The following is a 25,653-nucleotide window of genomic DNA, read 5'->3' as shown; positions in this document are numbered from 1 at the left end:
TTCAGCGGTAGCGCTTGCCCGACACATACAGCGCCGCGCCGACGAGGAGCGCGCCGAGCCCGGAGAGAACGGAGCCGAGGGGCAGCGCGAATCCGACGACGACGCACCCCACCGCGCCGACCACGGGAATCCACCGGGGCGGCCGATTCTCCTCGACGGTCAGTGTGGCGGCGGAGAGGTTGGCGATCAAGTAGTAGAAGAGCACCGTGAACGAGGAGAACCCGATGGCCGCGCGTACATCGAAGAGCGCGGCGACCACGGCGACGATCGCGCCGACTACCAGTTCGGCGCGGTGCGGCACCCCGAACCGCGGATGCACGGCGGCGAGCGCCCCCGGCAGATAGCGGTCCCGCGCCATGGCCAGCATCGTGCGGGATACGCCGAGGATCAGGGCGAGCAGCGATCCGGCCGCCGCGAGCACCGCGCCGATTCGCACCACCGGCGCGGCAGCGGGAACGCCCGCCGCGCTGACCATTCGCGCCAGCGGGTCGGCCGCCTCGGCTAGTCCGGCGGAGCCGAGCACGCTCAGCGTCGCGACCGCGACCAGCGTGTAGACCGCGAGCGCGAGTGCGAGCGCGATCATGATGGCGCGGGGGATGGTGCGTTGCGGTTCGCGCACCTCCTCACCGAGCGTGGCGATGCGTGCGTACCCAGCGAACGCGAAGAACAGCAGTCCCGCCGCCGTGAGCACGTCGCGCGGACCGACCCGGCCGGGCAAGGCGGTTGCCGCCGAATGCGTTCCGAACAGCCCGATCACGACCACCACGGCGAGCACCGCGAGCACTACCGCGACGAGCACCCGAGTCGCGAACGCCGACTTCTGCACGCCCGTGTAATTGATCGCGGTGATCGCCACCACCGCGCCCACCGCCACGGCGTGCGCCCGCTCGGGCCAGGCATAGCTACCGACCGTCAGCGCCATCGCCGCACAAGAGGCCGTCTTCCCTACGACGAACCCCCACCCCGCGAGATATCCCCAGAACGGTCCGAGCCGCTCCCGCCCATACACATAGGTGCCGCCGGAAACGGGGTATCGCGCCGCCAGCCGCGCGGACGACGTCGCGTTGCAATACGCCAGCACCGCCGCCACCGCGAGCGCCACCAGCAACCAACTCCCAGCCGACGCGGCCGCAGGCGCGAGCGCCGCGAATATCCCCGCACCCACCATCGCCCCCAGCCCGATGACCACCGAATCGGCGAGCCCGAGCCGTCGACGCAAAACCCCATCTCGCGACGCCATCACCGCATCCTCCCCCACCACCCCCGCCCTCGCAGCGCGACGCCGCGAGTGGCACATGGTCGCGGCAGAACGCGAGAAGCCCGCACAACCAGGTCCCACTCGTGGGGTGGAGACCGCTGGAAGCGACAGCGCCGCCAGGGCGGAATGACCTGGCGGCGCTGTGGGCTGGGACACCGTGCTGGTGTCTGTAACCGTCGACGCCCCACAAGCGCCTCTCGGCGGGTGGTCGCTCGTAGCGACAAAGGGTGCGGCCCGGGGCTGTCCGGACGCCGACGGTGGGTGTCGACGCCCCACAAGCGCCTCTCGGCGGGTGGTCGCTCGAAGCGACAAAGGGTGCGGCCCGGGGCTGTCCGGACGCCGACAGGGGGTTCAACCACGCACTCGCGGAAGCTATTCCGGGAGAATTTTGTGACGCTCGCCACTCGATGCGTCGATGTGGTGTGCCGCGCGGTGCGACCCGTTGTGGAGGAATTTCCTGGAGTGATTCCAATCGATTTTCTTGATTGATTCCAGAAAGCGGCCAGAATCGAAGTATGCACACCAACGGCACTGCTCCCCGCGAGTGGTTGCGAGCAGCGGGTTTGCGGGTCACCGCCCCGCGGCTCGCGGTACTGGACGCGGTCGCGGCACGCCCGCATTCGGATGCCGAGGCGGTAGCCGCCACCGTCCGGCAAAAGCTCGGCTCGGTATCCACTCAGGCTGTCTACGACGTGTTGCACGCTTGCGTGCGCGCCGGAATCCTGCGGCGGATCGAGCCCGCGGGTTCGTCCGCGCTGTACGAGACCCGCATCGGCGACAACCACCACCATCTGGTGTGCCGCAGCTGCGGTGCGGTCGTGGATGTCGACTGCGCCGTGGGCCGAGCCCCATGCCTGGCCCCTTCGGACGCGCACGGATTCGTGGTCGATGAAGCCGAGGTCGTCTTCTGGGGACGGTGCCCGTCCTGCCGTTCCGAGTAGCGGTCCATACACCCGGGTCGGTCCCATCCCGGGAAACGATGTTCACCAGCCGAGGAGTCTCCTGTGACCGAACCGACAACCACGAACACCGGCATCCCGGTCCAAAGCGACGACGAATCGCTCACCGCGGGCGCGCAGGGCCCGATCCTGCTGCACGACCACTACCTCATCGAGAAGCTGGCCCAGTTCAACCGCGAACGGGTGCCGGAACGCATCGTGCACGCGAAGGGCTCGGGCGCATACGGTGAGCTGGTCGTGACCAACGACGTCAGCCGATACACCAAGGCGAAGCTGTTCCAGCCCGGTGCGCGCACCGAGTCGCTCGCGCGGTTCTCCACTGTGGCCGGTGAGCAGGGCAGCCCGGACACCTGGCGTGATCCGCGCGGATTCGCGGTGAAGTTCTACACCGAGGACGGCAACTACGACCTCGTCGGCAATAACACGCCGATCTTCTTCATCAAGGACCCGATCAAGTTCCCCGACTTCATCCGCTCGCAGAAGCGCCTGCCCGGTAACGGGCTTCGCGACCACAATATGCAGTGGGATTTCTGGACCCTGCGTCCGGAGACCGCGCACCAGGTGACCTGGTTGATGGGCGATCGCGGCATCCCGAAGAGCTATCGGCACATGAACGGCTACGGTTCGCACACCTACCAGTGGATCAACGCCGCGGGCGAGCGTTTCTGGGTCAAATACCACTTCAAGACCGACCAAGGCATCGAGTTCCTGACCCAGGCCGACGCCGACCGGATCGCGGGGGAGGACGCCGATTACCACCGCAAGGACCTGTGGGAGGCGATCGAGCGCGGCGACTACCCGAGCTGGACGGTCTACGTGCAGGTCATGCCGGTCGCGGAGGCCGCGGGCTACCGGTTCAACCCGTTCGACCTGACCAAGGTGTGGTCGCACAAGGACTACCCCCTGATCGAGGTCGGCAAGTGGACGCTGAACCGCAACCCGCGCAACTACTTCGTCGACATCGAGCAGGCCGCGTTCGAGCCCTCGAATGTCGTTCCCGGCATCGGCTTCTCGCCGGACAAGATGCTGCTCGGCCGCGTCTTCGCCTACGCGGACGCGCACCGCTACCGCATCGGCACGAACTACGCGCAGCTGCCGCCGAACCAGGCAAGGGCGGCGGAGGTGAACTCCTATTCCAAGGAGGGCGCCATGCGGTACTACTACAACGAACCGAATGTGCCGGTGTACGCACCGAATTCGTTCGGTGGACCGCACGCCGACCCGGAAAGGTCTCAGGACGACGGCATCTGGGACTTCGATCCGGCCATCGTGCGAGCCGGTTACCTCCAGCATGCCGAGGACGGCGATTTCACCCAGGCGGGCATTCTCGTGCGCGAGGTACTCGATGACGCGCAGCGGAAGCGGTTGGTGGACAACATCGTCGGCCACGTACTCGGCGGTGTCCGGGAGCCGGTGCTGAGCCGGGTCTTCCAGTACTGGAAGAACGTGGACGCCGATCTGGGCAAGCGTGTCGAAGAGGGCGTGCGCGCGGGGCTCGACGGCTCGCAGAGCTGAGAAATCCGCATCGAAGGCAGGTGTGTGGCGTCGCGCACCTGCCTTCGCGTGTCCGGCCGATCCTGTTTGCCCGGTGGGTGCTCGGATGTCAGAGTGAAGACATGTCTCGGCTGACACGCGACTACCGGGTGGCGCTGGCCGCCGCATTGGCGCTGCTGGCCGGTTGCGGTGCCGAAACCGATGCGACGCAGCCGATCACGACGAGCGTCGAGGCCGGTCCCGCCGCGAACGCGCGCGTGGCGGATCTGGAGGCTCGGTACGGGGCGCAGATCGGGCTGTTCGCGGTAGACACCGGCACCGGCAGGACGGTGACCCACCGCGCCGACGAGCGTTTCCCGTTCCTGTCCACCTTCAAGACGCTCGCGGCGGCCGCGGTGCTGCGAGCGCATCCGCTCGACACGGGATACTTCGATCAAGTGATCCGCTTCCACGAGGCTGATCTGGTCGACAACTCGCCGGTGACCAGCGCCGAACTGGCCGACGGGATGACGCTGGCGCGCGTGGCCGAGGCCGCGATCACCCGCAGCGACAACACCGCGGGCAACCTGTTGCTGCGTGAGATCGGCGGCCCGGCGGGGCTCACGGCGTTTCTTCGCACGCTCGGTGATCCGACCAGCAGGCTCGACCGCTGGGAGACCGAACTCAACACCGCGATCCCCGGTGACGAGCGCGACACCACCACTCCGGCCGCACTGGCCGCGGACTACCGCGTCTTGGCGTTGGGCGACGCGCTCGGCGCCCGGGAACGCGACCAGTTGGCCGTCTGGCTGAAGGCGAACACGACGGGTGGCAAGCGCATCCGGGCGGGGTTGCCCGCCGAGTGGGTCACCGGCGACAAGACGGGCACCGGCTCCTACGGTTCCGCCAACGACGTCGCGATCGTCTGGCCCGAAGGCGGGCGGGCGCCGATCGTGATCGCGATCATGAGCCGCAAACCGGCCGAGGACGCCGAGGTGAACAACGACCTGCTGGCGGAAGTGACGAAGGTGGCCGTAGACCGGCTCCGGTGACACTCGCCGGGTGTGTCGGCCGAAGCGGACGCCGATAGCGAGGCCGGGGACGGGGACCGTGGCGGCACCTCGGCTCGTCGAGGACGAACTCGGTGGCGTCCGGAGGACGAAGATTACGACGACTTGTAGTAGACCTGGCCGGATCGGGCGGCCAGGCTCCGGTCAGCTACAGCAGGCCCCACCAGTAGAGCAGGGTCGCCAGAATCCAGACCACCACGGTTTCCATCGTCGCTCCCAATCTTCTTGGCGCACTTATGACCATCATCCCGCGATCCGGGGCCGGGCGATAGGCGCTAGCGGGGTCACCGCTCGGTCAACCCGCTCATCTGCGATTTCGATCTTGCAAGGTGTTCTTAAGTGCGCGCCAAGCCCGCCCCTGCATTCTTTGTCTCGCGGGAGGGACATACCCAGCACCGCAGGTGCGAACCGAGGAACGACCTGTCTCGAGGGGTGACAGGTCGGGACTCGGGGGTGGTGTCCGCCGGGCCGGTCTACGAGGGGTGGCCGGCCCGGCGGACGCGGGACGCGGAGCGGTCGCTCGCGCTGGCTCTTCCTGGAGCTGACCGGCAACGAGACGGTGTTGCCGCTGCCGAAGGTAACCCACGAGTGTGCGGCGCCGGGCCCGACGCGAGGCAGACGCGGCTGGGCTGGTCGTGAATGGTGACCGGCCGGCCGACCTGAAACCAGTTCTAGACAGGTTGCTTAATTTGTCTTACGGTCGATACATGGCGGATGTTGCGTATCGGACGGCTCCGGTTTTCGAACTTCGTTCCGGTCCTACTTGGGCCTCGCCGTGGGAGATGTACGCGGCACTGCGTGAGCACGATCCGGTGCAGCACGTCGTACCGGCCGCGCGACCGGAGAACGACTACTGGGTGCTCACCCGGCACGAGCACGTCTACGCGGCGGCGCGGGACAGCGACACGTTCTCCTCCCGCGACGGGCTGACGGTGGAATACGGCGAACTCGACGAACTCGGCCTGACCGACAACCCTCCGCTGGTGATGCAGGACCCGCCGCAGCACACCGACTTCCGCAAACTGGTCGCTCGCGGATTCACCCCACGCCAGGTCGAGGAGGTGGAGCCGGTGGTCCGCCGCTTCGTGCGCGACCGGCTCGACGCCATCGCGGCCCAGGGCGGCGGGGACATCGTCGAGCAATTGTTCAAGCCGCTGCCGAGCATGGTGGTGGCGTATTACCTCGGGGTGCCGGAACAGGACCGGGCGAGGTTCGACGGCTGGACCGATGCCGTCGTCGCGGGCAGCATCGACCGGACGAACACCAAGGCGCAGGCGGCGTCGGCGGAGATGATGGGCTACTTCGCCGAGCTGATCGAACGCAGGCGCACCGACCCCGGCGACGACACCGTGTCCCTGCTGGTCCAGGCGGGAATGGCGGCCGACGACACGGACGTGCGCGGGTTGATCCAGATCCTCGCCTACACCTGGACCATGGTCGCGGGCGGCAACGACACCACCACGGGCCTGCTCGGCGGCGCCGTGCAACTACTGCAACAGCACCCGAACCAGCGCGCGGCGCTCGCCGCGGAACCCGATCGCATTCGCGTCGCGGTGGAGGAGTTCGCCCGGCTCACCGCACCGGTGCAAGGGTTGGCGCGGACCGCGACGCGCGATGTGGAACTGGCCGGGAAGACGGTGCCCGCGGGGCGGAAGGTGTTACTGGTGTTCGGGTCGGCCAACCGGGACGAGCGGGCGTTCGGCGCCGACGCCGCCGAGCTGGATATCGACCGGAATCCGCAGCGCATCCTCACCTTCGGGCACGGGCCGCATCACTGTCTCGGCGCGGCGGCCGCGCGGATGCAAGCCCGTGTCGCGCTCGAAGAGTTGCTCGATCGCTTCCCGGAGTACGCCGTCGACGTCGACGCGGTCGAGTACGCGAGCGGTCCGTACGTCCGCAGGCCGACTACTGTGCCGTTCCGGTGCGGGGGGTGACCACGGAAGACCTCGTTCGCGCCGGAAGGGACACGGCATGAGTGGCGATTGGCTGGCCGACGGTCGCGCCGAACTGGCCGGTGAGCGCATTCTCGACGCGGTGCGCGCGCTGTTCATCGACAAGGGCGTCAGCGGGGTCGGCATGGCCGAAGTCGCCGACGCCGCGGGCTGTTCCCGGGCGACGCTGTATCGCTATTTCGAGAATCGGCAGGCGCTCTACGTGGCGTTCGCGGGCCGGGAGGCGCGGCAGCTGGTCGAGCGGGTCTGGCGGGACCGGGCGGAGTCGGCGAGCGCGGAGCCGGGGGAGCAACTGCTCGACACGTTGACCGCACTGTTGGCCGAGGTGCGCAAGACGCCGCATCTGGCGGTCTGGTTCGAACCGTCCAACGCGGGAATCGTGGCCCAGCTGGCCAATTCGCCGGGTGTGGTCGACGCGCTCGCCACGGATTTCGTCGCCGGATTCCGTCCTGGGTTGCCCCCGCTCGCGGCCGAGCGCGTCGGCCGGTGGGTGGTGCGCGCGATGGTGTCGTTGCTGACGCTGCCCGGCGCGGGAGAAGACGAGGAACGGGCGATGTTGCGCACCTTCGTGCTGCCGTTCCTGCTCGACGACCGGACCGTGATCGACTGACGCCGGTCGTCGACCGGAGCCCTACGGGACTCCGGTCGAAGCGCGGGACACGGGTTCAGACGGTCGCTGCCGAGTAGTCGGGCAGGTCGTAGGTCTCGGTCTTGCTCAGCATCCGCATCATGACCGGTCGCATCGCCTTCGACAGCATCAGTTTGCTGAGGGTGTGGCCCGCGCGGATACCGAAGCGCGACTTGGGCGTCATCGCGTTCAAGCCGCCCGGCTGCAACTGCTGGGCCGTCTTCACGAAGGGGCGCAGGACCTCCTCGTAGCGGGCCAGGCCCTGTCCGGGGTTGTCGGCGTGCGCGGCGAGTTCACCGGCGAGCACGTACGCGCCCACCAGTGCCATCGCGGTGCCCTGCCCGGTGAGCGGGGAACCGCAGTACCCGGCGTCGCCGAGCAGGACCACCCGGCCCTGGACCCAGCTCGGCATGTCGATGCGGGCCAGCTCGTCGAAGTAGAAGTCCGGCGCATCGGTCATCGCCGCCGCGATGCGAGCGGACTCCCAGCCGCCGCCGGCCAGGCGCTCGCGGATGAACTGCTGCTGTGCCGGGACGTCCCGGCGCAGCGCGGGATCCGCCGCCGCGCGGATCACGACGAGCGCTTTGCAGGTGGCCGGGTCGGCGTCGGGGCGCATGCCCAAGCCGGTGGCTCCGACCATCGAATGCATCGTGAACCAGTGCGGTTCCAGGTCTTCCGGTCGCGGCAGCGTGAAGAACGACATGTATCCGCCCAGGTACGTCGCGAACTGCTCCTCGGGGCCGAACACCATTCCGCGGGTAGCGGAGTGCAGCCCATCCGCGCCGATCACGATGTCGAATCGCCCGGCCGCGCCGGAAGCGAAGGTCACGTCGACGCCCGCGTCGTCCTGCCGGATGTCGGTGATCCACTCGCCGTAGCGGTAGTCGACGCCGCCTTCGGCGTCGAGCAGGTCGAGCAGCACCTGGTTGAGGTCCCCGCGGGTGATCTCGATTTCGGCGACGGCGCCCTTGCCGTCGAAGAGTTCGGCGGGCATGCGGAGGATTTCGCGGCCCGCGTCGTCGACGTACTTCATGCCGCGCTCGTCGAGCTGATAATCGCGGATGCCGGGCATCATGCCCATCCGCTCGGCCACCTCGCGGCTGGGTCCGCGCAGGTCGACGGCCTGCCCGCCCGGTCGCGGCGCCGCGGCGCGCTCCACCACGGTGGCCCGGATGCCGGACCGGAGCAGTTGCAGCGCGACGGCATTGCCGCCGATGCCGCCGCCGGCGACGAGCACGCGGAGCTGGCTGCTTACGGACTTGGCGCTCATGACTTTCCTCGACTCCCATGGGGTTTGTCCAAATGTCTTAGACATATGTCTAACACAGCACTTGCACGAATGTCTAGTACAAATGTCTAAACGGCCCCGAATGAGAAAGGCCCATGGCGGCGAGGAGTTCTCGCGGCCATGGGCCACTGGTGGATCGCAGGAGCTAGGCGCGGTGTCGGAGGTATTCGCGCCAGCTCGCGTGGTGGGTGATGTCGGTTGCGGCGCTCGCGGCGTCGTAGGTACAGGCGAACCCGACGACGTCGCGGCCATCGGCGAGTTCGATGCTGGTCAGCGCCATGGGAGCCGGCAAATCGGCGAGGAAGCCACCCAGCCCCGCCGGGGAGACGCGGAACAATTCCCCTTCGATCGGAGCGCCGCGGCCCGTTCCGTGTCGCACCAAGCCCGGCTTGGGCGGCGTGGTGTCCAGTGCGGTCAGGCGGTAGGCGTCGGTGGTCCGGATGTCGCCGAGGAAGCGGGCGCCCAGTTGCTCGAGCTGCCAGTGCAGCGGCTGCCCGCGCAGGTGCGCGCCGAAGACGGCCAGGTCGACACCGCGATCGACGAACAGCGGCGCGCTGTCGAGACCGACCAGACGGGCGGCGAGATCGACGGCCACCTGATCGGCGAAGGCGGGAGTGACCAGCATGACGCCGAACGGCGCGCCCTCGGCGGTAGGGGCGCCGGGGACGGCGACGGCGGCCATGTCCAGCAGGTTGCAGAAGTTGGTGTACGTGCCCATTCGCCGATTGATGCCGATCGGATCGGCCCGCACCGCCGCGATGCTCGGGTGCTCGGTGGTCGTCGGCAACAGCAGTGCGTCGAAGCCGTGCAGGAGTTCGGCGGCCGCCGCCTTGGCGCGGGCGAGGGTGTCGAGGTCGGCGGCGAACGCGGAACCGGTCTTGTGCCGTGCCGCCCCGATGATGGCGGCGACCGTGGGATCGGCGCCCGCGGGGGCGGTGTCCAGGAACGCGCCCACCGCGGCATAGCGTTCGGCGACGAGCGCGCCGTCGTAGAGCAACAGCGCGGCGTCGAGCAGGGCGGAGATGTCGATCTCCTCGGTCTTCGCACCGGTTTCGCCGACAGCGGCGACGGTGCGCGCGAACGCTTCCCGATATGGCTCGCTGAGCGCGGCCAGGTCCTCGGGGCGCGGCACGGCGATGCGCGGCGCGAGCGGGGCGGCCAACCGGACGTCGGCGGGCCAGCTTCGGCTGCGCGAGTCACGCGGCTCCGGGCCCGCCATCACCGCCGCCGCGGCCACCGCCGAGGCGAGATCGGCGGCGAAGACCGTCACGGCGTCGTAGTCCGCGCAGGCAGGCACGGTCCCGTGCGCCGGGATCACGCCCAGCGTGGCTTTGATGCCGACGATCCCGTGCAGTGCGGCGGGCACGCGGCCGGATCCGGCGGTGTCGGTGCCGATTCCGATATCCGCGATGCCGAGCGCGACCGCCACCGCGGAACCGGAACTCGACCCGCCCGACACCAACTCCGGATCGAAAGCGTTGCGCACCGCGCCGTACGGGCTGCGCGTCCCGACCAGCCCGGTGGCGAACTGGTCCAGATTCGTCTTGCCCAGCACCAGCGCCCCGGCCGCGAGCAACCGCTCGATCGCCGCCGCGGTCACCTCCGGCTGGTAGGCGAACTCGGGGCAGGCCGCGGTGGTCGGCAGCCCCGCCACATCGATGTTGTCCTTCACCGCCACCAGGACTCCCGCCAGCGGCAAGATCTCTCCGGCGGCGAGCCGTCGCGCAAGGGCGGCCGCTTCGGCGGCGACCTCGCGCTCCGGTCGCAGGGTGATCCACACCTCCGGCCGATCGACCTCGACGATCCGCCGATAGGCGGCCGCGACGCGTTCGACGGGGTCGGCTGCCGTGTTGCCTGGAACGGGCATTCAGTCGACTCCGATCACTACTAGGGGCGTGCCCGGCTCCACCTTGGCGCCGGGCGCGGTCAATACCTTCAGCACGGTGCCCGCGCTCGGGCTGTGCACAGGTAGTTCGAGCTTCATCGCCTCCAGGACGGCAACCGGCGCATCGGCCGTGACGCGCTGCCCCGGCTGGACTTCCACGCGCCACACATTGCCGATCATCGGCGCGGACACCACCGTCGCGTCGGCGGGCAGCCCGGCCAACGGGTCTTCGATCGGCGCGGCGACGGGCGCGACGGTGCCGCGTTCGAACTCACCCGCCGCCCGCCAGGCTTCCTTCTCCGCCTCGAACGCGGCGGCCTGCCTGGTCTCGAACTCGGCGATCGAATCGGCCTCCGTGCGCAGCAGCCGCAGATGGTCGGCGAGCGCGAAACTGCCCTCACTGACCTCGGCGTCGAATCTGCCCGCCTCGGCCGCGGCACGGTGTTCGAGCAACTGCTCCGCGCCGACGGGTTCCCAGACGATGCGATCGAAGAACCGGAACAGCCAGGGCGTGCCCGGTTCGAACGGCGCGGACTGCCGGTAGCTGGACCAGATCGGCACGGTGCGGCCGATCAGCTGGTAACCGCCCGGTGATGCCATGCCGTAGACGCACAGGTACTTGCCGCCGATGCCGACCGCGTCGGAGGGAGTCCAGGTGCGCGCCGGGTTGTACTTGGTGGTGACCAGGCGGTGCCGCGGATCGAGCGGAACCGCCAGCGGCGCACCGAGATACACGTCTCCGAGGCCGAGCACCAGATACTCGGCGTCGAAGACGGTGGCGCGCACATCGTCCACGCTGTCGAGCCCGTTGATGCGGCGGATGAACTCGATGTTCGACGGCAGCCAGGGCGCGGCGTCGCGCACGCCGCTGCGGTAGCGGTCGATCGCTTCGGCGATGGAGGGATCGTCGAACGACAGCGGCAGCCGGATGGTGCGGCTCGGCACCACCAGGTCGGTCGTGGCGGGCAGGTCGAGTTCGAGTTCGGCCAACGTCCCGAGCAACCGATGCTGCGGCAGCACCTCCGGGTCGAAGTGGACGTGCAGCGACCGGACGCCCGGAGTCACGTCGAGAATGCCGGGCAGCCGCACGGCCGCGAGAGCTTCGGCCAGTGCGTGCACCCGCATGCGCAGCCCCAGATCGAGGACCATCTCCCCGTATTCGACCAACACGTTGTCGTCCCCGCCGCGCAGATAGCGCACGCGCGGGCGGTCCTGCGACGCCTCGACACTGCCGAGTACGCCGCGATCACGCAGGGCGGCGCGGGTATCGGTGACCAGATCCGGCACGCGGCTGCCGTTGGACGCGCGCAACGCGGCCGCCTTGTCGTCGTCGACCGGCACGAACCGCACCGAGTCGCCGGGACGCAACTGGCCCATCCGCCAGCGATGCGCGGACACCACGGTGAGCGGACAGGCGAAGCCGCCGAGGCTCGGGCCGTCGGGACCGAGCAGGATGGGCGTGTCGCCGGAGACGTTCAACGCGCCCACGCTGTAGGGGTTGTCGTGCAGATTGGACGGGTGCAGCCCGGCCTCACCGCCGTCGGTGCGCGACCAGGCCGGTTTCGGGCCCTCCAGCCGGATGCCGGTGCGGTTGGCGTGGCTGCCGACCCGCCATGGGTGCGTGCAGAACTGGGTCATGTCGGCGTCGGTGAAGTACGCGGGCGATGTCTGCGGACCGACACCGACCGCGAGCTGCCACTCGTGGGTGAACTCGGGCCGGTCACCCGGCGGTACCGCGGCCGGCGCGCCGAGCGTGTCGGCGGGCGCCGGGGCGATTCCGAGCACGTCGCCGGTGGCCACCGCCTTACCGGTCACACCTCCGAATCCGCCGAGGGTGAAGGTGGACGCGCTGCCGTGATAGAGCGGCGCGTCGATGCCGCCGCGTACCGCCAGATAGGTGCGCAGGCCGGTGTCGGCCGGTGCGCCGATGTCCAGCACCGCGCCCGCGGCCACGGTGACCGGCTCCCACATGGCCACCGGGCGGCCGTCCACCGTCACCGGAGCCTGCGCACCGGTCACGCACACGACCGTGGTGTCGGAGAAGCGCAATTGCGGTCCCTGCAAGGTGCATTCGAGCGCGGGGACGCCGACCGGGTTGCCGACCGCTGTGTTGGCGAGGGTGAAGGAGAGGTCGTCCATCGGACCGGACGGCGGAATGCCGACCTCCCACAAGCCGATCCGGCCCGGATGGTCCTGCACCGTGGTCATCGTTCCGCCGCGCAGCACGTCGATGCGGCGGCCGACCGGGCGGATCTCGGCCAGCGTGGTCGTGGTGTGCTCGGTGCGCAGGACCCGGCCGTCGGCCGCGGCCTGGCGCAGTTGCGGCAGATTCGTCTGCACACCGTAGACGCGGGTCGCGCCGAGCGCGGTGCGCAGCGCGGCGAAGGCGTCGGCTCGGCTCTCGCCCGCGCTGATCACCTTGGCCAGCAGCGGGTCGTAATACGAACTGACCTCCGAACCGGTGCCGACCCACGTGTCGACCCGGACGTCGTCCGGGAAGTGCGCGGCCGTGACCAGGCCCGCGCTCGGACGGTAATCGTGGCCGGGATCTTCCGCGTAGACCCGCGCCTCCACCGCATGGCCGGTGATCGCCGGTCCGCTCTCGGGCTGCTCGTCCACCATCGCGGTGTCGCCGCCGGCCAGGCGCAGCATCCACTCGACCAAGTCGACGCCGGTGACCGCCTCGGTGACCGGGTGTTCGACCTGAAGGCGAGTGTTCATCTCCAGGAACGACGCGGCGCCGCTGTCGGTGTCGTAGACGAACTCCACCGTCCCGGCCGAGCGGTACCCGACCGAGCGGGCCAGTTCCCGCGACGCGGCGAGCAGGTGCTCGGACAATTCCGCGGTGAGTCCCGGCGCGGGCGCCTCCTCGATCACCTTCTGGTTGCGGCGTTGTAGCGAGCAGTCCCTGGTGCCGAGGCTGACAACGCGGCCGCTGCCGTCGCCGAACAGCTGCACCTCGACGTGCCTGGCGCGCGCGACGAAACGCTCCAGGAAGACGCCCGCCGAACCGAAGTTCGCCGCGGCGATGCGCTGCACCCGCTCGTAGGCCGCGCGCACCTTGTCCGGGCCGAAGCAAGCCTGCATACCGATGCCGCCACCGCCGCCGACCGCCTTCAGCATCACGGGGAAACCGATCCGCTCCGCTTCCGCCACCGCGTGTTCGGCCGATTCGAGCAGGTCGCTGCCCGGGATGAGCGGCACGCCCACCGCGCGTGCGGCGGTGCGTGCGGTGTGCTTGTCACCGAAGACGCGCAGTTGCTGTGGGGTCGGTCCGACGAACGCGATGCCCGCTTTCTCCACCTCGGCGGCGAAATCGGCATTTTCCGAGAGAAATCCGTAGCCGGGATGAATGGCCCCCGCTCCGGTCGCCAGTGCCGCCTCGACCACCGAATCGGCACGCAGGTAGGACTGCGCGGCCGGTCCCGGACCCAGGTGCACGGCGACATCGGCCATTTCGACGTGCGCGGCGCCGACATCGGCATCGGAGTACACGGCCACCGTCTTCAGCCCGAGTTCCCGGGCTGTGCGCATGATGCGGCATGCGATCTCGCCGCGATTGGCGACGAGTACCGTATCGAATTCCAGACTCACTACCGCTCCCTGCTATTCCGTAGCCAGCGACATCGCCGCGATCGCGCGGGTGACCCGCTCGAGCACGACGTCCAGCGATTCACCGATGTGCGTGTGCAGCAGCCGATACGCGAGCGAAAGGTCCTCCGCCAGAACGGCATCCAGGATTCCGAGGTGCTCGGCGATGGTGGTCTCGATCCGGTTGTTGACCATGAAGTCGTACATGCGTACGTGCCGGATGCGGGAATTCACCGCTTTGAGCGCGCGCACCATCTCGGTGTTGCCCGCGGCGGTCAGCAGCGTGACGTGGAATTCCTCGTCACGCACCACGAAGCCGGGCTCCTGGGCCGGAGGGTCGGCGCGCAGTTCCAGCCAGGCGGCGCGCTCGGCCTCCAGCAGCGCCCGATCGTGCGTGACCGCGGGATTGGTCATCGCGCGCTGGAGACCGCCCAGCTCCAGCGTGATTCGCAGCTCGTACAGGTCGCGGATCAGCGGGATGCTCGGCCGGACCGGACTGAATCCGTATTCTTCGCGTTGGAGTAGTCCGTCCGAGCACAGGACGGTCAGCGCTTCGCGGATCGGCGTGCGCGAGATGCCGAAGCGGGTGGAGAGTTTCGGCTCGGTGAGACGTTCGCCGAACTTGATGTCCCCGTTCATGAGTTCGCTGCGCAGCTTCTCGTACACCACGTCGCGCAGGGGTTTGCCCGCCGCGTCGGCCAGTGTCGCTATCCGTGTCGACATGGCTGTATACGCTATTGACCTCGCGTTTCGATGGAGTGACCGTAAGTTATCGCCGCGTTAGCGTCTGCTCACCGCGCCGGTCGGAGCAATGTTCGGCCGCCGTCCGGGGTACTCGGAGCGAAACGAAATCCCGGGCAGCCCCGACAGTCTCATCGAGTCGGTTGTCCAACAGCGAAGCATCAAGGAGAAGGTATGAAGCGCAGCACGAAGATCGCCGGAGCCCTCGCCGCCGCGGCGATGGCGACCCTTGTGGCGGCCGGCAACGCCCAAGCCGATCCGGGCACGGTCTACTTCTCGGCGGGCAGCACGAACTGCGCGATCTTCGCGGACGGCTCCGTCGGATGTGATTTCGGCTATCCCCAGCACATGAGCTACTACGTCGGCGGCACCTACATCCCGGTACCGGTGACGGTGAACGAGATCGTGATCGACCAGGCCTGGCTGCCCGCGCATCCCACCTTCGACCCGGCCGCGCCGTACACGCTGCCGGGTGGCAACCCCAGCATCAACGACGTGAAAACCGGCTCGGGCCAGTGGGGTCCGATCATCGAGCACGCCGGAGCGTCGTGCCAGGTCGGCTTCCACGGCAGCTTCACCTGCCAGGCACTGGGCCGGGGATTCAGTTCCTACGGCGGTACGGTCACCGCCTGAGCGTCCGGCCGGCGCGCTCGCTGACCGCAGGCGCGTCGGCCGCAACCGCGCCTGCTACCGGCCGCCCGTGCCGTCGAGCCGGATGATCTGTGCGTTCACCGTGCTCGCCGCGTTACCGGCCAGATAGGCGACCACCGCGCCCGGCTCGGTCGGCCGCATCGCGGCGAGGGCGGTCTCGAGTTCCGCGTTGTCGGTCGTCCCGGCGCCGTAGCTGACCGTATTGACGGTGATCCGCCGGGACCCGAAGTCCGGGGCCACCGCCTGGCCGAGCTGCTCGACCGCGCCGCGCACCGCTTCGTGCACCGCGCCGCCCGGGTCGGCGGGATCGCAGACGGTGATGACCCGGCCTTCGTCGGCCAAGTGCTGCAACGCCAGTTGCAGGCCGTGGAAGACGCCCTTCACCGTGGCCGCGAAATTGCTGTCGAACACCTCCGAGCTGAGCTTCGGGAACGGCTCGGACTCCGGCACCGCCGCGGTGTTGACCAGCACGTGCCACCCGCCGCAATCCTCGAGCAGCGCCTGCACCAGCTCCTCGTATTCGTCGCGATCGGCGATATCCGCCGCGAGTGCCAGCGCCGCGCCGCCCGCCTCGGTGATCTCCTTGACGACGTCCGCGGCGGGCTCGGGGAAGTGCGGATGCTGCACCACGACCTGAGCGCCTTGCGCGGCAAGAGTTTTCGCGATCGACCTGCCGATTCCGGTGTAGGCCGCCGTGACCAGGGCGGTCTTCCCGGACAGCGGTCTGTCCGCGGGCACGCTGTCGACGGGCTTGCTCATCTGCCGACCTTTCGTCGATTGCGGGAATTCGGTTTCAGCGATGATATTCCCGCATGCGAGCGGACCAACCTACAAAGGGCCGCACAACGGAGAAGGCCCCCGACCGTGAACCGGTCAGGGGCCTTCCCGTCGTCTCAACCACGAGTCGGGGTGACAGGATTTGAACCTGCGACCTCTTCGTCCCGAACGAAGCGCGCTACCAAGCTGCGCCACACCCCGTGAAGCGAACCTGGAGTAGCTTACAACAGGGGTGCCCGAGACGTTAAACCGGCAGGTCAGTCACCCTGCGAGGGGGCGGATGCTGGTGAAGATCTTCTTGGCGGTCTCGGCGTCGAGCGCGTGCGGGACGCCCGTGTCGGCGGCGATCACCATGACGAAGTTGCCCTGATCGTTGGGGAACGCGGCGGTGTAGACGGAGTACGCCTTCGCGCAGCCGGGCTTGGCGTCGGAGACGGTGCCCTTGGTCTCCACGAACATGCCGTGCTGTGATCCGTCCAGCGACGCCAGCGGCATGGGCAGGCCGGGTGTGCCGCCCTGGGTCCCGGTGTAGGCGAGCGTGGCGGTCCTGGTGCCGAGTTCGGTGGCCGCCTTCCCGGGGTCTGAGGTGTTCGAGCCGGTCAGGAAAGCTACGGTCCGGGTCGAGCCCGGGCAGTAGCCCTTGCCCTCGCTGGCCAAGCCCTTCCCCGCGACGGCATTCGGTGGCTCGCCGAAGCCGCCGATGGTGCCCTGCGGCGCCACCGTCCAGTCGGCGGGCACGTCGTAGGCGGCGCCGCTGTCGGGTGCTCGGACCACCTGATAGCCGGGGACGAGCGGAGTCTTGTCGCCGGAACCTCGCGCGGTCGTCGTCGGGGCCGATCTGGTCGTGGTCCGGGCGGGCGCGCTCGCTGTGGTGGTGTTGAGCGCGTTCACCATCGATGGCGCGGCGCCCTCGGCGGGATCGTTCGTCTTCATGCGGGTGAGGGCCACTGCCCCGGCAACGAGACCGGCTACCAGCAGCACCGCCAGGCCAACCGACAGAAGGACCTTCCCTCGGCCGCTCCCGCTCGGACGGTTCGGTGGCGGCCCTCCGGCCTGTGGACCATAGCCCGGGTGATATCGGCCATCCGGTGCCGTGCCGTATTGCCCGGGCCCGCCGCCCGGTTGCCACTGTGGGGCCGGTGCCGGTTGGCCGAATCGATCGGCGCTCGGATAGCCGAGCAAGGTCGGTGCCGAATCGCCGGAGCCCGGCGCGGGACCCGGCCCCCCGCGGCCGAAGGGGTCGAGCGCGCCGAGCGGTTGGCCGAGCATGGTCGGATCGTTGCGCCCGCCTGTACCGGGGCCGGGACCGCCCTGTGGCGGCCACTGCCCGGAGGGCGTCTGCCCGAGGGACGGGGCCTGCATGGTGGGATCGTTGTGGCCCGACGGTCCGGGTTGCGCGGGACCACCCGACGACGGAGCGAGCAAGGTCGGGTCGTCCTGCGTGCCCTGCGGCCGAGCCGGTGCGGGATCGCTCTGCCCGCCCGGCTGCCACTGGAGTGTGGGTGCGGGCTCTTGGTACGGCTGCCACTGCGCGGCCGGGTCGGGCTGCCACCACTGAGGCGTCGCGCCGTTCTCGGCTGGGCCCGAATGCGGCTGCCCCGGGATCAGGCCGGACGACCGAGCGCCGCGCTGCCAAGGCGTGCCGGCGGGGCGTCCAGAGTCGTCGGTTCCGCCGGGATGTGCTCCGCTGTGCGGCGGTCGAGCGTCGCTACCGTCCGCCGAGGCGGGAACGGAACGTAATGGGGGGTAGGGCTGTTGCCGAGGAGTCGGCGGCCCGGCGGGCCGTCCCGGAGTCGTCGGGTCGCGCCGGTCGTCGAATCCACTCACAGTTGTCCCCTACCTGCCACACGTCTCGGCAGGGGACATTAGCGGGCGACGGCCTCCGATGCCGACACTCCCTGGCCCGTGTCGGCGCCCGGCCGCTTCGGCGGCGCGGCCACCAGCGACAACAGGGTCGCCTCCGGGCGGCAGCAGAACCGGTACGGCGCCCACGGTGAGGTGCCGACACCCGCGGAGACGTGCAACTGGGTGTGCTCCCCCCACTTCGACGGACCCTTCACCCGGGACCGGTCGATCCCGCAGTTGGTGACCAGGGCGCCGTAGCCGGGCAGGCACAACTGGCCGCCATGGGTGTGCCCGGCGAGCACCAGGTCGTACCCGTCCTCGGCGAAACGGTCCAGCACTCGGGGCTCAGGGGAGTGGGTGAGGCCGAGCCGCAGGTCGGCCAAGGGATTCGGGGCCCCCGCGACAGTGTCGTACCGGTCGCGCTGCAAGTGCGGGTCGTCCACACCGGCGGTGGCGATGCGGATGCCTGCCACTTCGAGATCGCGGCGCACGTGCGTCAGATCGAGCCAACCGCGCTCGGTGAAAGCCGCACGCAGGTCTTTCCACGGCAACGGAGCGCCGTAGGTGCGGCGGTGGTCCTTCTTGAAGTACTTCAGCGGGTTCTTCGCCACCGGCGCGAAGTAGTCGTTGCTGCCGAAAACGAAAAGGCCCGGGCGGGAAAGCAATCCGCCGAGGGCCTGAACTACCGCGGGCACCGACTTCTGATGCGAGAGGTTGTCGCCGGTGTTGATCACCAGGTCGGGCTCCAGCCGATCCAGCTCCCGTAGCCACTGCTGCTTGAGCTTCTGTCCCGGCATCATGTGCAGGTCACTGAGGTGGAGCACCCGCAGCGACGACGACCCCGGCGCCAGCACGGGCATGGTCGCCTCCCGTAGGACGAAGGCGTTGCGTTCGACCAGCGAGGCGTAGCCGATTCCGGCCACCGCGGCCCCGGCGGCTCCCAGCGCGGTCGTGCGTACAGCAGAGGTCGAGATCACGGGCATTTGCCCAGCATAGGTGACCTCGCTCAGGAGCGCCGAGTGTGTTTCCGCACAGGCGCCCGTTTTTCCGGCGGGAAATCGGGCCGCGCGGCAAATGTAGTGGGACCGCCGCGTCCCAGCGGCTACCGTGAGCGGCATGTCGGAACTCAAATCGCAGCTGCGGACGGATCTCACCGCCGCGATGAAAGCCAAGGACACGCTGCGCCTTTCCACGTTGCGGATGCTGCTGTCGGCGATTCAGAACGCCGAGGTCGCCGGCTCGGCGGCCCGTGAACTCACCGACGCCGAGGTCGTCTCCGTGCTGCAGAAGGAGTCGAAGAAGCGCAACGAATCCGCCGAGGTCTACACGCAGGCCGGGCGCGGCGAACTGGCGGCGAACGAGCGCGCCGAGGCGCAGATCATCGAGGAGTACCTGCCGACCCAGTTGACCGAGGCCGAGGTCGCCGATCTCGCCGACACCGCCATCGCGCAGGTCGCCGAGGAGATCGGGGAGCGTCCCGGCATGCGGCAGATGGGGCAGGTCATGAAGATCGCCACCGGGCTCGCCGCGGGCAAGGCCGACGGCTCGCGCATCTCGGCCGCGGTGAAAGCGCGGCTGTAGGACGGCGACGCGAAAGGGGCCGCGAACCGTGAGGTTCGCGGCCCCTTTCGCTTGCTCAGCGCGGGATCGGGATCGGGATGGGGATCGGTGGCAGCCGCGGCACGGGCAGCCCGGGGATGCCCGGCGGCGGTGCGGGCGGCCCCGGCGGCGGCGCCGCCCGGACGGTGCCGTCGCTGATGTACAGCGTGATCACCGAGCCGGGGATCGCCGACCCGTTGGGCGCGGTGCCCATGACGGTGCCCTTGGGCCGATCGCCCGCCCCGGTCACCGGCGACACCTGGAAGCCCGCGGCGACCAGCGCCGAGGTGGCCTCGCCCTGGGTCATGCCGACGACATCGGGTACCTGCGCGTTGTTCGCGCCACGCACGTACTTGTTGTCCAACGGGGGCAACCCGGGCGGCGGGAACAGCGGTATCACCGGCTTGATGGCGTTGAACCAGGTGCGCGCGGGTTCGTTACCGCCGAACAGGTTGCCGTCGCCGCAGTTGCGCAGCGGGAACGAGCAGATCTCACCCGGGGTCGGGCTGTCACCGTAGGCGTAGACCGCGGCGGCCAGAGCGTTCGTGAAGCCGAGGAAGGCCGAGGAACGGTGGCTTTCGGTGGTACCGGTCTTGCCCGCCATCGGGAAGTTCCAGCCCACCGACTGGGCCGCGCCCGCCGCCGTGCCGGAGATGTCGTCCTTGCTCATGGCGTTGGCCAAGGTGTTGGCCAGGCCCGGCTCGACGACCTGCTCACAGGCCTGCTGGGTCAGCGGTACCTGCTTGCCCTGACGGTCGACGACCTCCTTGATCGGGTTCGGCGGGCACCAGCGGCCGCCGGACCCCAGCGTCGCGGCGACGTTGGACAGCTCCAGCGGATTGATCGCGACCGGTCCCAGGGTGAACGAGCCGAGGTTCTGTTCCTTGATCATGTCGGCCAGGCTCTGGTTGCCGTGGCCGGAGGTGCCCGCTTCGGTGAACGAGCGCATGCCGAGCCGGACCGCCATGTCGACGGTCGGGGTGACGCCCACGGCCTGGATCAGCTTGACGAACGCGGTGTTCGGCGACGTCGCCAGCGCTTCGGTCACCGACATGGGCGACTTGTACTTGCCCGCGTTCTCGACGCAGTAGGTGGCGGCCGGGCACCCGCGCGCGCCGCCGTTACCCATCCCCTTGGCCTCGAACCGCCCTGGCACGTCGAGCTGGGCGTCGATGCCGAGACCCTTCTCCATGGCCGCGGCGGTGGTGAAGATCTTGAAGATCGAGCCCGCGCCGTCGCCGACCATCGAGTACGGCTGCGGCTGCACGGTCTCGTTCGCGTCTCGGTTCAGGCCGTAGGTGCGGCTGCTGGCCATCGCGATCACGGGGTGCGTGTCGTGCCCGGGGCCGACCACCGACATGACTTCCGCGATGTTGTCCAGGTTCGGGTTCGCCGCGTCGGTCACCGCTCGTTTCACCGAGTCCTGCACGGCCGGATCGAGGGTGGTCTTGATCAGGTAGCCGCCCTTCTCGATCTGTTCGCGGCTGATCCCGGCGTTGGCCAGGTACTCCAGCGCGTAGTCGCAGAAGAAGCCGCGGTCGTTGGCCGCGATGCAGCCGCGCGGCAGGCCCTTGGGTTCGGGCAGCACGCCCAGCGGCTTGGTCTTCGCCTCGCGGAACTCCTCGGCGCGGCTGGGAATGTTCTGGATCATGGTGTCCAGCACCGTGTTGCGCCTGGCCAGCACGCCGTCCGGGTTGGTGTAGGGGTTCAGTTTGGACGAACTCTGCACCATGCCGGCGAGCATCGCGGCCTGGGATACGTTCAGTTCGGCCGCGTCCACGCCGAAGTAGGTCTTCGCCGCGTCCTGGATGCCGTAGGACGAGTTCCCGAACGGGACGAGGTTGAGGTACCTGGTGAGGATCTCGTCCTTGGTCAGCTGACGGTCCAGCGTCAGCGCCATCCGGATCTCCCGGATCTTGCGGGCCGGAGTGGTCTCGATGGCGGCGCGGCGCTCGGCGTCGGTCTTGGCGACCACCAGCAGCTGGAAGTTCTTCACATACTGCTGGTCCAGCGTCGAGGCGCCCTGCTGGACCTCGCCACTGGCGGAGTTGGTGAGGAACGCGCGTAGCGTGCCCTGCCAGTCGACGCCCTCGTGCTCGGCGAAGCGGCGGTCCTCGATGGACACGATCGCCAGTTTCATGTCGTTGGAGATCCGGTCGCTGGGCACCTCGAAGCGGCGCTGCTCATACAGCCAGGCGATCGGATTGCCCGCCGCGTCGACCATGGTCGAGACCGCGGGCACCGTTCCCTCGACCAGCTCCGAGGAGACGTTGTCGACAGCGTCGGCGGCACGGTTGGAGACGAACCCGAAGCCGCCGGCGAGCGGGAACAACAACCCGGCGACGAGCACGGAGGCCAGCACGCAGCTACCGGCCAGCCGCGCGAGCGTATGTGTGATCGGCACGAATCAAGACTACGGGTTGCCATTCCGGCGTTCTTGGCGGCATTTGTCCGGAGCGCGGAACTGGTTGTTCACGAACCGGAATGGGCGTGTCGCGTGATCGTGCGCGGCGTGTCGCGGGAGGGCGCGAACGCAATCTGCCTGCCCGTCCAGTGCGCGCAGGGCTTTGCAGGGACGGACGTACCAAAAAATCTCGAGGTGGTCTTGCGCAAGCGCCATACCTTTACCTAGATTGAGAACCCAGTGTGATAGAGCTAACACTCAAAGTGGAATGTGGTGCACTTCGCAGCGGGGTTTGGGTGCTGCGCGGTGACAACGCGATTCTGGAGCGCCGTTGACCCGGTGTTCGGACTGCAAAGGGGCACACCAAATGCACATGACAACCCCCATCGCTCGATTGGACGTGGAGCAGGCCGAAGCAAGGATCGCCTGGGTAGCCCAGGCCCGATGCAAGGAAGTGGACCCCGATCAGTTGTTCGTCCGCGGCGCGGCGCAGCGCAAAGCGGCGACGATCTGCAGGCACTGTCCAGTGCTCATGCAGTGTGGTGCCGACGCGCTGGACAATCGCGTCGAGTTCGGTGTGTGGGGCGGCATGACGGAACGGCAGCGTCGCGCCCTGTTGAAGCAGCATCCGGAAGTGACCTCGTGGGCCGATTTCTTCCAGGCCCAGCGCCAGCATCAAGTGGCGATGTAGCCCCGGCGAAATCGAAACAGAGCCCGCGGAAGCGGGCTCAGTTTCGTTTCAGGACTGTTATTTCCGTTCGGAGCAATAGCGGATACGCCTAAGTATCAGGCGGTCGCGCGGGCCGTGCCGGTGAGCTGATCGCCGACGACGCGCAGCGCGTCGAGATCGGACACCTCGAACGGAAGCGCGGTGACCGACACGATCGGCACCCGCGGATGCGCGCCGGTGAAGCGGTGCAGCAAATGCTGTTCCCGTTTGTCGGTGGCGACCCGGCGGGCGTGCACCCGCAACACCGCCGCGGTGAGCGGATCGGAGTCCGCCACCTGGTCGGCGGCGGTGAGCGCGTGATCGGCCGACAGCGAGCTCAGCACGGGATGGGTGCGGTTGAGCACCAGACCCGCCAGCGGCATGCGCTCGGTGGAGAGGCGGTCGACGAAGAACGAGGCCTCTCGCAGCGCGTCCGGTTCCGGCGCCGCCACCACGAGGAAATGCGTGCCCGGCTTCGACAGCATCGCGAAGGTGCGCTCGGCCCGCTCCTGGAAGCCGCCGAACAACGACTCCAAGGATTGCAGGAAGTTCGACGCGTCCTTGAGCATCTGTCCTCCGACGACGGTCGACACGCCGCGCACCGCCAGGCTCATCGCGCCGGTCACGAGCCGGGTCACGCCACGGCCGGGAGCCATGATCACCCGGATCATCCGGCCGTTGAGGAAGTTGCCCAGTCGCTTGGGGGCGTCCAGGAAGTCGAGGGCGTTGCGCGACGGTGGGGTGTCGACCACGATCAGGTCCCACTCGCCGCGATGGGCCAGTTGACCCAGCTTCTCCATCGCCATGTATTCCTGCGTGCCGCCGAAGGAGGAGGCGACCGTCTGATAGAAGGGGTTGGCGAAGATCTGCTCCGCTTTCTCTCCGCTGGTGTGCTCGAGCACCATGTCGTCGAACGTGCGACGCATGTTGAGCATCATCGCGTGCAGCTCGCCCTTGGCCTCCGGCCCCAGGGCCACCCGCTGCGGGTTGTTGCCGAGGTCGGCGACGCCCAGTGACTGCGCAAGCCTGCGCGCGGGGTCGATGGTGAGCACCACGACCTTGCGCCCCTCTTCGGCGGCGCGCAGGGCGATAGCGGCGGCGGTGGTCGTCTTGCCGACGCCGCCGGAACCGCAGCAGACCACCACGCGCGCGGACGGGTCGGCGATGATCCGCGAAATATTCAGCGGGGCAGCCGGGGGATGGGTCGGCATGCTCATCGGACTCCCTGTGCGGTGAGGTGTTCGGCTAGTTCGTACAGGCCGCCCAGGTCCATTCCGTCGGGCAGGGCGGGCAGGTAGAGCCGGGAGATGTCGACCTTCGCCAGTTCTTCGGCGCTGTCGTCCTGTGCTTGCAGAGTCGCGGAGTGCTCGATCGTTTCGGTGAGCAGCCCCTGGAAGTCGCTGTCGGGGAGGTTTATCCCCGCGGAGTCGAGGCCCGCGCGGACGGCGTCGGCGTCCAGGTGGCCCTGCGCGGCGCGGGCGCGCAGCTCGGGCGGGAGCTGGCCCTCGGTCGCCCGGTTCACGATGACGGTGCCGATGCGCAGGTCCGCGGCGGTGAGCTCGGCGACGGCGTCGGCGGTTTCCTGTACCGGCAGCGCCTCCAGCAGCGTGACCAGATGGATCATGGTCTGGTCGGAATGCAGCAACTGCGAGACGCCCTCGGCCTGCGAGGCGATCGGCCCGCCCTTGGCCACCTCGGCCATCGCCTTGGTGACGTCGAGGAAGCCTGCGATCCGGCCGGTGGGCGGTGCGTCGACCACGATCTCGTCGTAGACCCGCTTGCCGGACTTGTCCACGCGAACCGCGCACTCCTTGATCTTGCCGGTCAGGATGACGTCCCGCAGACCGGGCGCGATCGTGGTGACGAACTCGATGGCGCCCATCCTGCGCATCGCGCGGCCCGCGAAGCCGAGGTTGTAGAACATGTCCAGGTATTCGAGGAAGGCGTGCTCGATGTCCAGCGCCAGCGCGACCACCTCGCCGCCGCCGTCCGCGGTGGCGATGCGTGTCTCGGTCGGCGGCAGCGGCGGCAGATCGAACAGCTGCGCGATCGATTGTCTGCTCTCCACCTCCACCAACAGCACCCGGCGCCCGCCCGCGGCGAGCGCCAAGGCCAGCGCCCCGGCAACCGTCGACTTGCCCGTGCCTCCCTTGCCGGAGACGTAGTGCAAGCGGGCCTGTTCAGCGCGCTTCGGCCACCTTGCGCCCACTTCCGGCTCCTCCGAAAGCGGCACTGCTGTTGGTACTCCCACGATCGCGAGCCTATAACTGGTTCGCCGCCGCGGGGCACGGGCCGTACCAGACGGGCTGACCCAAAAGCGGTTCCCAGCCCTGCCCCCGCCACCGCAACCAGTTGCGGGCTCACTCCGCGAGCCGCCGATAACCACACGAAATCAGTAGCCGAACCAGCAGATCTCCCGTAACCGACACAGGCGCCGGTTGCGGGCGACCGTGCCGACCCCATCCGAGCCGGGTGAGACAGACCACTCATTCGCGGTGCGCCTCGGACCGCCCGGCCGCCGCGCCCATGGCGAGGTCGAGTAATGCCCCGCCAGTCCATAAAACCACTGCGAAACCCCGGGAGACCGCAACCCCGAATCCGGGGTGATCGCAACCGCGAACCGAGGTAGTGCGGCTCCACTCCCCACGCGCCCAGCGCACCGCAACCACGTCTTTCGAGCGAAGCGAGACCGAGCCTGTTCCGTTCGCGGCCCGGCTCGCGTTTGCGCGGCCGCCGCGTCCGCGACGAAGTCGCCAGCGGCGGTCGCGCAAACGTGGATGCCACCCAATTCCTGCAGGAGAAGCCGTTCGAAGCCGCCGAGAT

General features: G+C 69.0%; 19 protein-coding genes and 1 tRNA gene. 8 read left to right on the top strand and 12 right to left on the bottom strand.

The genetic code is table 11. The annotated features are described in order from the left end of the window. Window position 1 precedes the first annotated feature (1 nt). Window positions 2-1,240, bottom strand: coding sequence for an APC family permease (locus ACWESM_RS23775; protein WP_364435867.1), 1,239 nt, complete (start codon window positions 1,238-1,240; stop codon window positions 2-4). A gap of 533 nt (window positions 1,241-1,773) precedes the next feature. Here ACWESM_RS23775 and ACWESM_RS23770 point away from each other — a divergent pair. From ACWESM_RS23770 to ACWESM_RS23750, 5 genes are all read left to right on the top strand, one after another. After that, window positions 1,774-2,199, top strand: coding sequence for a Fur family transcriptional regulator (locus ACWESM_RS23770; RefSeq protein ID WP_452493717.1), 426 nt, complete (start codon window positions 1,774-1,776; stop codon window positions 2,197-2,199). 63 nt (window positions 2,200-2,262) lie between these two features. Continuing rightward, complete coding sequence (locus ACWESM_RS23765; RefSeq protein ID WP_364435861.1) at window positions 2,263-3,732, top strand: catalase; 1,470 nt, start codon at window positions 2,263-2,265, stop codon at window positions 3,730-3,732. Between the two features lie 101 nt (window positions 3,733-3,833). After that, window positions 3,834-4,742 (top strand): class A beta-lactamase, encoded by a 909-nt coding sequence (gene bla / locus ACWESM_RS23760; RefSeq protein ID WP_356963449.1) that lies wholly within the window; start codon window positions 3,834-3,836, stop codon window positions 4,740-4,742. A 725-nt stretch (window positions 4,743-5,467) separates the two neighbouring features. After that, entirely contained in the window at window positions 5,468-6,694 is a 1,227-nt protein-coding gene (locus ACWESM_RS23755; protein WP_397280844.1) for a cytochrome P450, read from the top strand. 37 nt (window positions 6,695-6,731) lie between these two features. Then, window positions 6,732-7,322 (top strand): helix-turn-helix domain-containing protein, encoded by a 591-nt coding sequence (locus ACWESM_RS23750; RefSeq protein WP_356963451.1) that lies wholly within the window; start codon window positions 6,732-6,734, stop codon window positions 7,320-7,322. Window positions 7,323-7,377: 55 nt separating this feature from the next. On the opposite strand, the gene ACWESM_RS23745 is transcribed toward ACWESM_RS23750, so the two are convergent. The 4 genes from ACWESM_RS23745 to ACWESM_RS23730 form a co-directional block, all read right to left on the bottom strand. Beyond that, the gene (locus ACWESM_RS23745) at window positions 7,378-8,610 is read right to left on the bottom strand and encodes an FAD-dependent monooxygenase (RefSeq protein ID WP_397280846.1); all 1,233 of its coding nucleotides are present in this window, start codon (window positions 8,608-8,610) and stop codon (window positions 7,378-7,380) included. A 163-nt stretch (window positions 8,611-8,773) separates the two neighbouring features. Then, window positions 8,774-10,495, bottom strand: coding sequence for an allophanate hydrolase (atzF, locus tag ACWESM_RS23740; protein ID WP_397280848.1), 1,722 nt, complete (start codon window positions 10,493-10,495; stop codon window positions 8,774-8,776). Then, the gene (gene uca / locus ACWESM_RS23735; protein ID WP_412807664.1) at window positions 10,496-14,047 is read right to left on the bottom strand and encodes an urea carboxylase; all 3,552 of its coding nucleotides are present in this window, start codon (window positions 14,045-14,047) and stop codon (window positions 10,496-10,498) included. It lies immediately after the preceding gene. A gap of 72 nt (window positions 14,048-14,119) precedes the next feature. Then, window positions 14,120-14,827, bottom strand: a complete 708-nt coding sequence (locus ACWESM_RS23730; protein WP_355078686.1) for a GntR family transcriptional regulator — start codon at window positions 14,825-14,827, stop codon at window positions 14,120-14,122. A 192-nt stretch (window positions 14,828-15,019) separates the two neighbouring features. Between ACWESM_RS23730 and ACWESM_RS23725 the strand changes: the two genes are divergently transcribed. Next, entirely contained in the window at window positions 15,020-15,478 is a 459-nt protein-coding gene (locus ACWESM_RS23725; RefSeq protein WP_452493713.1) for a hypothetical protein, read from the top strand. A 54-nt stretch (window positions 15,479-15,532) separates the two neighbouring features. On the opposite strand, the gene ACWESM_RS23720 is transcribed toward ACWESM_RS23725, so the two are convergent. From ACWESM_RS23720 to ACWESM_RS23705, 4 genes are all read right to left on the bottom strand, one after another. Beyond that, a complete protein-coding gene (locus ACWESM_RS23720; protein ID WP_397280854.1) occupies window positions 15,533-16,255 on the bottom strand; it encodes an SDR family NAD(P)-dependent oxidoreductase in 723 nt (240 codons plus the stop codon). A gap of 145 nt (window positions 16,256-16,400) precedes the next feature. Continuing rightward, a tRNA-Pro gene (locus ACWESM_RS23715) sits at window positions 16,401-16,474 on the bottom strand. 60 nt (window positions 16,475-16,534) lie between these two features. After that, complete coding sequence (locus ACWESM_RS23710) at window positions 16,535-17,206, bottom strand: hypothetical protein (RefSeq protein WP_452493711.1); 672 nt, start codon at window positions 17,204-17,206, stop codon at window positions 16,535-16,537. A gap of 932 nt (window positions 17,207-18,138) precedes the next feature. Next, complete coding sequence (locus tag ACWESM_RS23705; protein WP_452493710.1) at window positions 18,139-19,101, bottom strand: metallophosphoesterase; 963 nt, start codon at window positions 19,099-19,101, stop codon at window positions 18,139-18,141. 133 nt (window positions 19,102-19,234) lie between these two features. Between ACWESM_RS23705 and ACWESM_RS23700 the strand changes: the two genes are divergently transcribed. Then, window positions 19,235-19,699, top strand: a complete 465-nt coding sequence (locus ACWESM_RS23700; RefSeq protein WP_355078681.1) for a GatB/YqeY domain-containing protein — start codon at window positions 19,235-19,237, stop codon at window positions 19,697-19,699. A 55-nt stretch (window positions 19,700-19,754) separates the two neighbouring features. Here the strand turns inward: ACWESM_RS23700 and ACWESM_RS23695 are convergent, their stop codons facing one another. Beyond that, complete coding sequence (locus tag ACWESM_RS23695; protein ID WP_452493707.1) at window positions 19,755-22,121, bottom strand: penicillin-binding protein; 2,367 nt, start codon at window positions 22,119-22,121, stop codon at window positions 19,755-19,757. 367 nt (window positions 22,122-22,488) lie between these two features. Here ACWESM_RS23695 and ACWESM_RS23690 point away from each other — a divergent pair, with 367 nt between their 5' ends. After that, window positions 22,489-22,812, top strand: a complete 324-nt coding sequence (locus ACWESM_RS23690) for a WhiB family transcriptional regulator (RefSeq protein ID WP_014981178.1) — start codon at window positions 22,489-22,491, stop codon at window positions 22,810-22,812. 95 nt (window positions 22,813-22,907) lie between these two features. Here the strand turns inward: ACWESM_RS23690 and ACWESM_RS23685 are convergent, their stop codons facing one another. Together ACWESM_RS23685 and ACWESM_RS23680 are read right to left on the bottom strand one after the other, a co-directional pair. Next, window positions 22,908-24,047 (bottom strand): ArsA family ATPase, encoded by a 1,140-nt coding sequence (locus tag ACWESM_RS23685; protein ID WP_355078679.1) that lies wholly within the window; start codon window positions 24,045-24,047, stop codon window positions 22,908-22,910. Further along, window positions 24,044-25,039: an ArsA-related P-loop ATPase gene (locus ACWESM_RS23680; RefSeq protein WP_397280859.1), complete on the bottom strand. Its 996-nt coding sequence runs from the start codon at window positions 25,037-25,039 to the stop codon at window positions 24,044-24,046. Before ACWESM_RS23680 ends, ACWESM_RS23685 begins: the two co-directional genes overlap by 4 nt. Between the last annotated feature and the right edge of the window lie 614 nt (window positions 25,040-25,653).

The organism is Nocardia sp. NPDC003999 (genome assembly GCF_053604885.1).
The sequence above is the reverse complement of the archived record's forward strand: the minus strand, read 5'-3'. Positions and strand labels throughout refer to the sequence as shown.

Excerpts from the sequence above, each read along its gene's own strand:
- ACWESM_RS23775 (WP_364435867.1), bottom strand. The coding sequence starts at position 1,240 with ATGGCGTCGCGAGATGGGGTTTTGCGTCGACGGCTCGGGCTCGCCGAT.
- ACWESM_RS23770 (WP_452493717.1), top strand. The coding sequence starts at position 1,774 with ATGCACACCAACGGCACTGCTCCCCGCGAGTGGTTGCGAGCAGCGGGT.
- bla (WP_356963449.1), top strand. The coding sequence starts at position 3,834 with ATGTCTCGGCTGACACGCGACTACCGGGTGGCGCTGGCCGCCGCATTG.
- ACWESM_RS23755 (WP_397280844.1), top strand. The coding sequence starts at position 5,468 with ATGGCGGATGTTGCGTATCGGACGGCTCCGGTTTTCGAACTTCGTTCC.
- ACWESM_RS23750 (WP_356963451.1), top strand. The coding sequence starts at position 6,732 with ATGAGTGGCGATTGGCTGGCCGACGGTCGCGCCGAACTGGCCGGTGAG.
- ACWESM_RS23745 (WP_397280846.1), bottom strand. The coding sequence starts at position 8,610 with ATGAGCGCCAAGTCCGTAAGCAGCCAGCTCCGCGTGCTCGTCGCCGGC.
- atzF (WP_397280848.1), bottom strand. The coding sequence starts at position 10,495 with ATGCCCGTTCCAGGCAACACGGCAGCCGACCCCGTCGAACGCGTCGCG.
- uca (WP_412807664.1), bottom strand. The coding sequence starts at position 14,047 with ATGCGCACAGCCCGGGAACTCGGGCTGAAGACGGTGGCCGTGTACTCC.
- ACWESM_RS23730 (WP_355078686.1), bottom strand. The coding sequence starts at position 14,827 with ATGTCGACACGGATAGCGACACTGGCCGACGCGGCGGGCAAACCCCTG.
- ACWESM_RS23725 (WP_452493713.1), top strand. The coding sequence starts at position 15,020 with ATGAAGCGCAGCACGAAGATCGCCGGAGCCCTCGCCGCCGCGGCGATG.
- ACWESM_RS23720 (WP_397280854.1), bottom strand. The coding sequence starts at position 16,255 with ATGAGCAAGCCCGTCGACAGCGTGCCCGCGGACAGACCGCTGTCCGGG.
- ACWESM_RS23710 (WP_452493711.1), bottom strand. The coding sequence starts at position 17,206 with ATGAAGACGAACGATCCCGCCGAGGGCGCCGCGCCATCGATGGTGAAC.
- ACWESM_RS23705 (WP_452493710.1), bottom strand. The coding sequence starts at position 19,101 with ATGCCCGTGATCTCGACCTCTGCTGTACGCACGACCGCGCTGGGAGCC.
- ACWESM_RS23700 (WP_355078681.1), top strand. The coding sequence starts at position 19,235 with ATGTCGGAACTCAAATCGCAGCTGCGGACGGATCTCACCGCCGCGATG.
- ACWESM_RS23690 (WP_014981178.1), top strand. The coding sequence starts at position 22,489 with ATGCACATGACAACCCCCATCGCTCGATTGGACGTGGAGCAGGCCGAA.
- ACWESM_RS23685 (WP_355078679.1), bottom strand. The coding sequence starts at position 24,047 with ATGAGCATGCCGACCCATCCCCCGGCTGCCCCGCTGAATATTTCGCGG.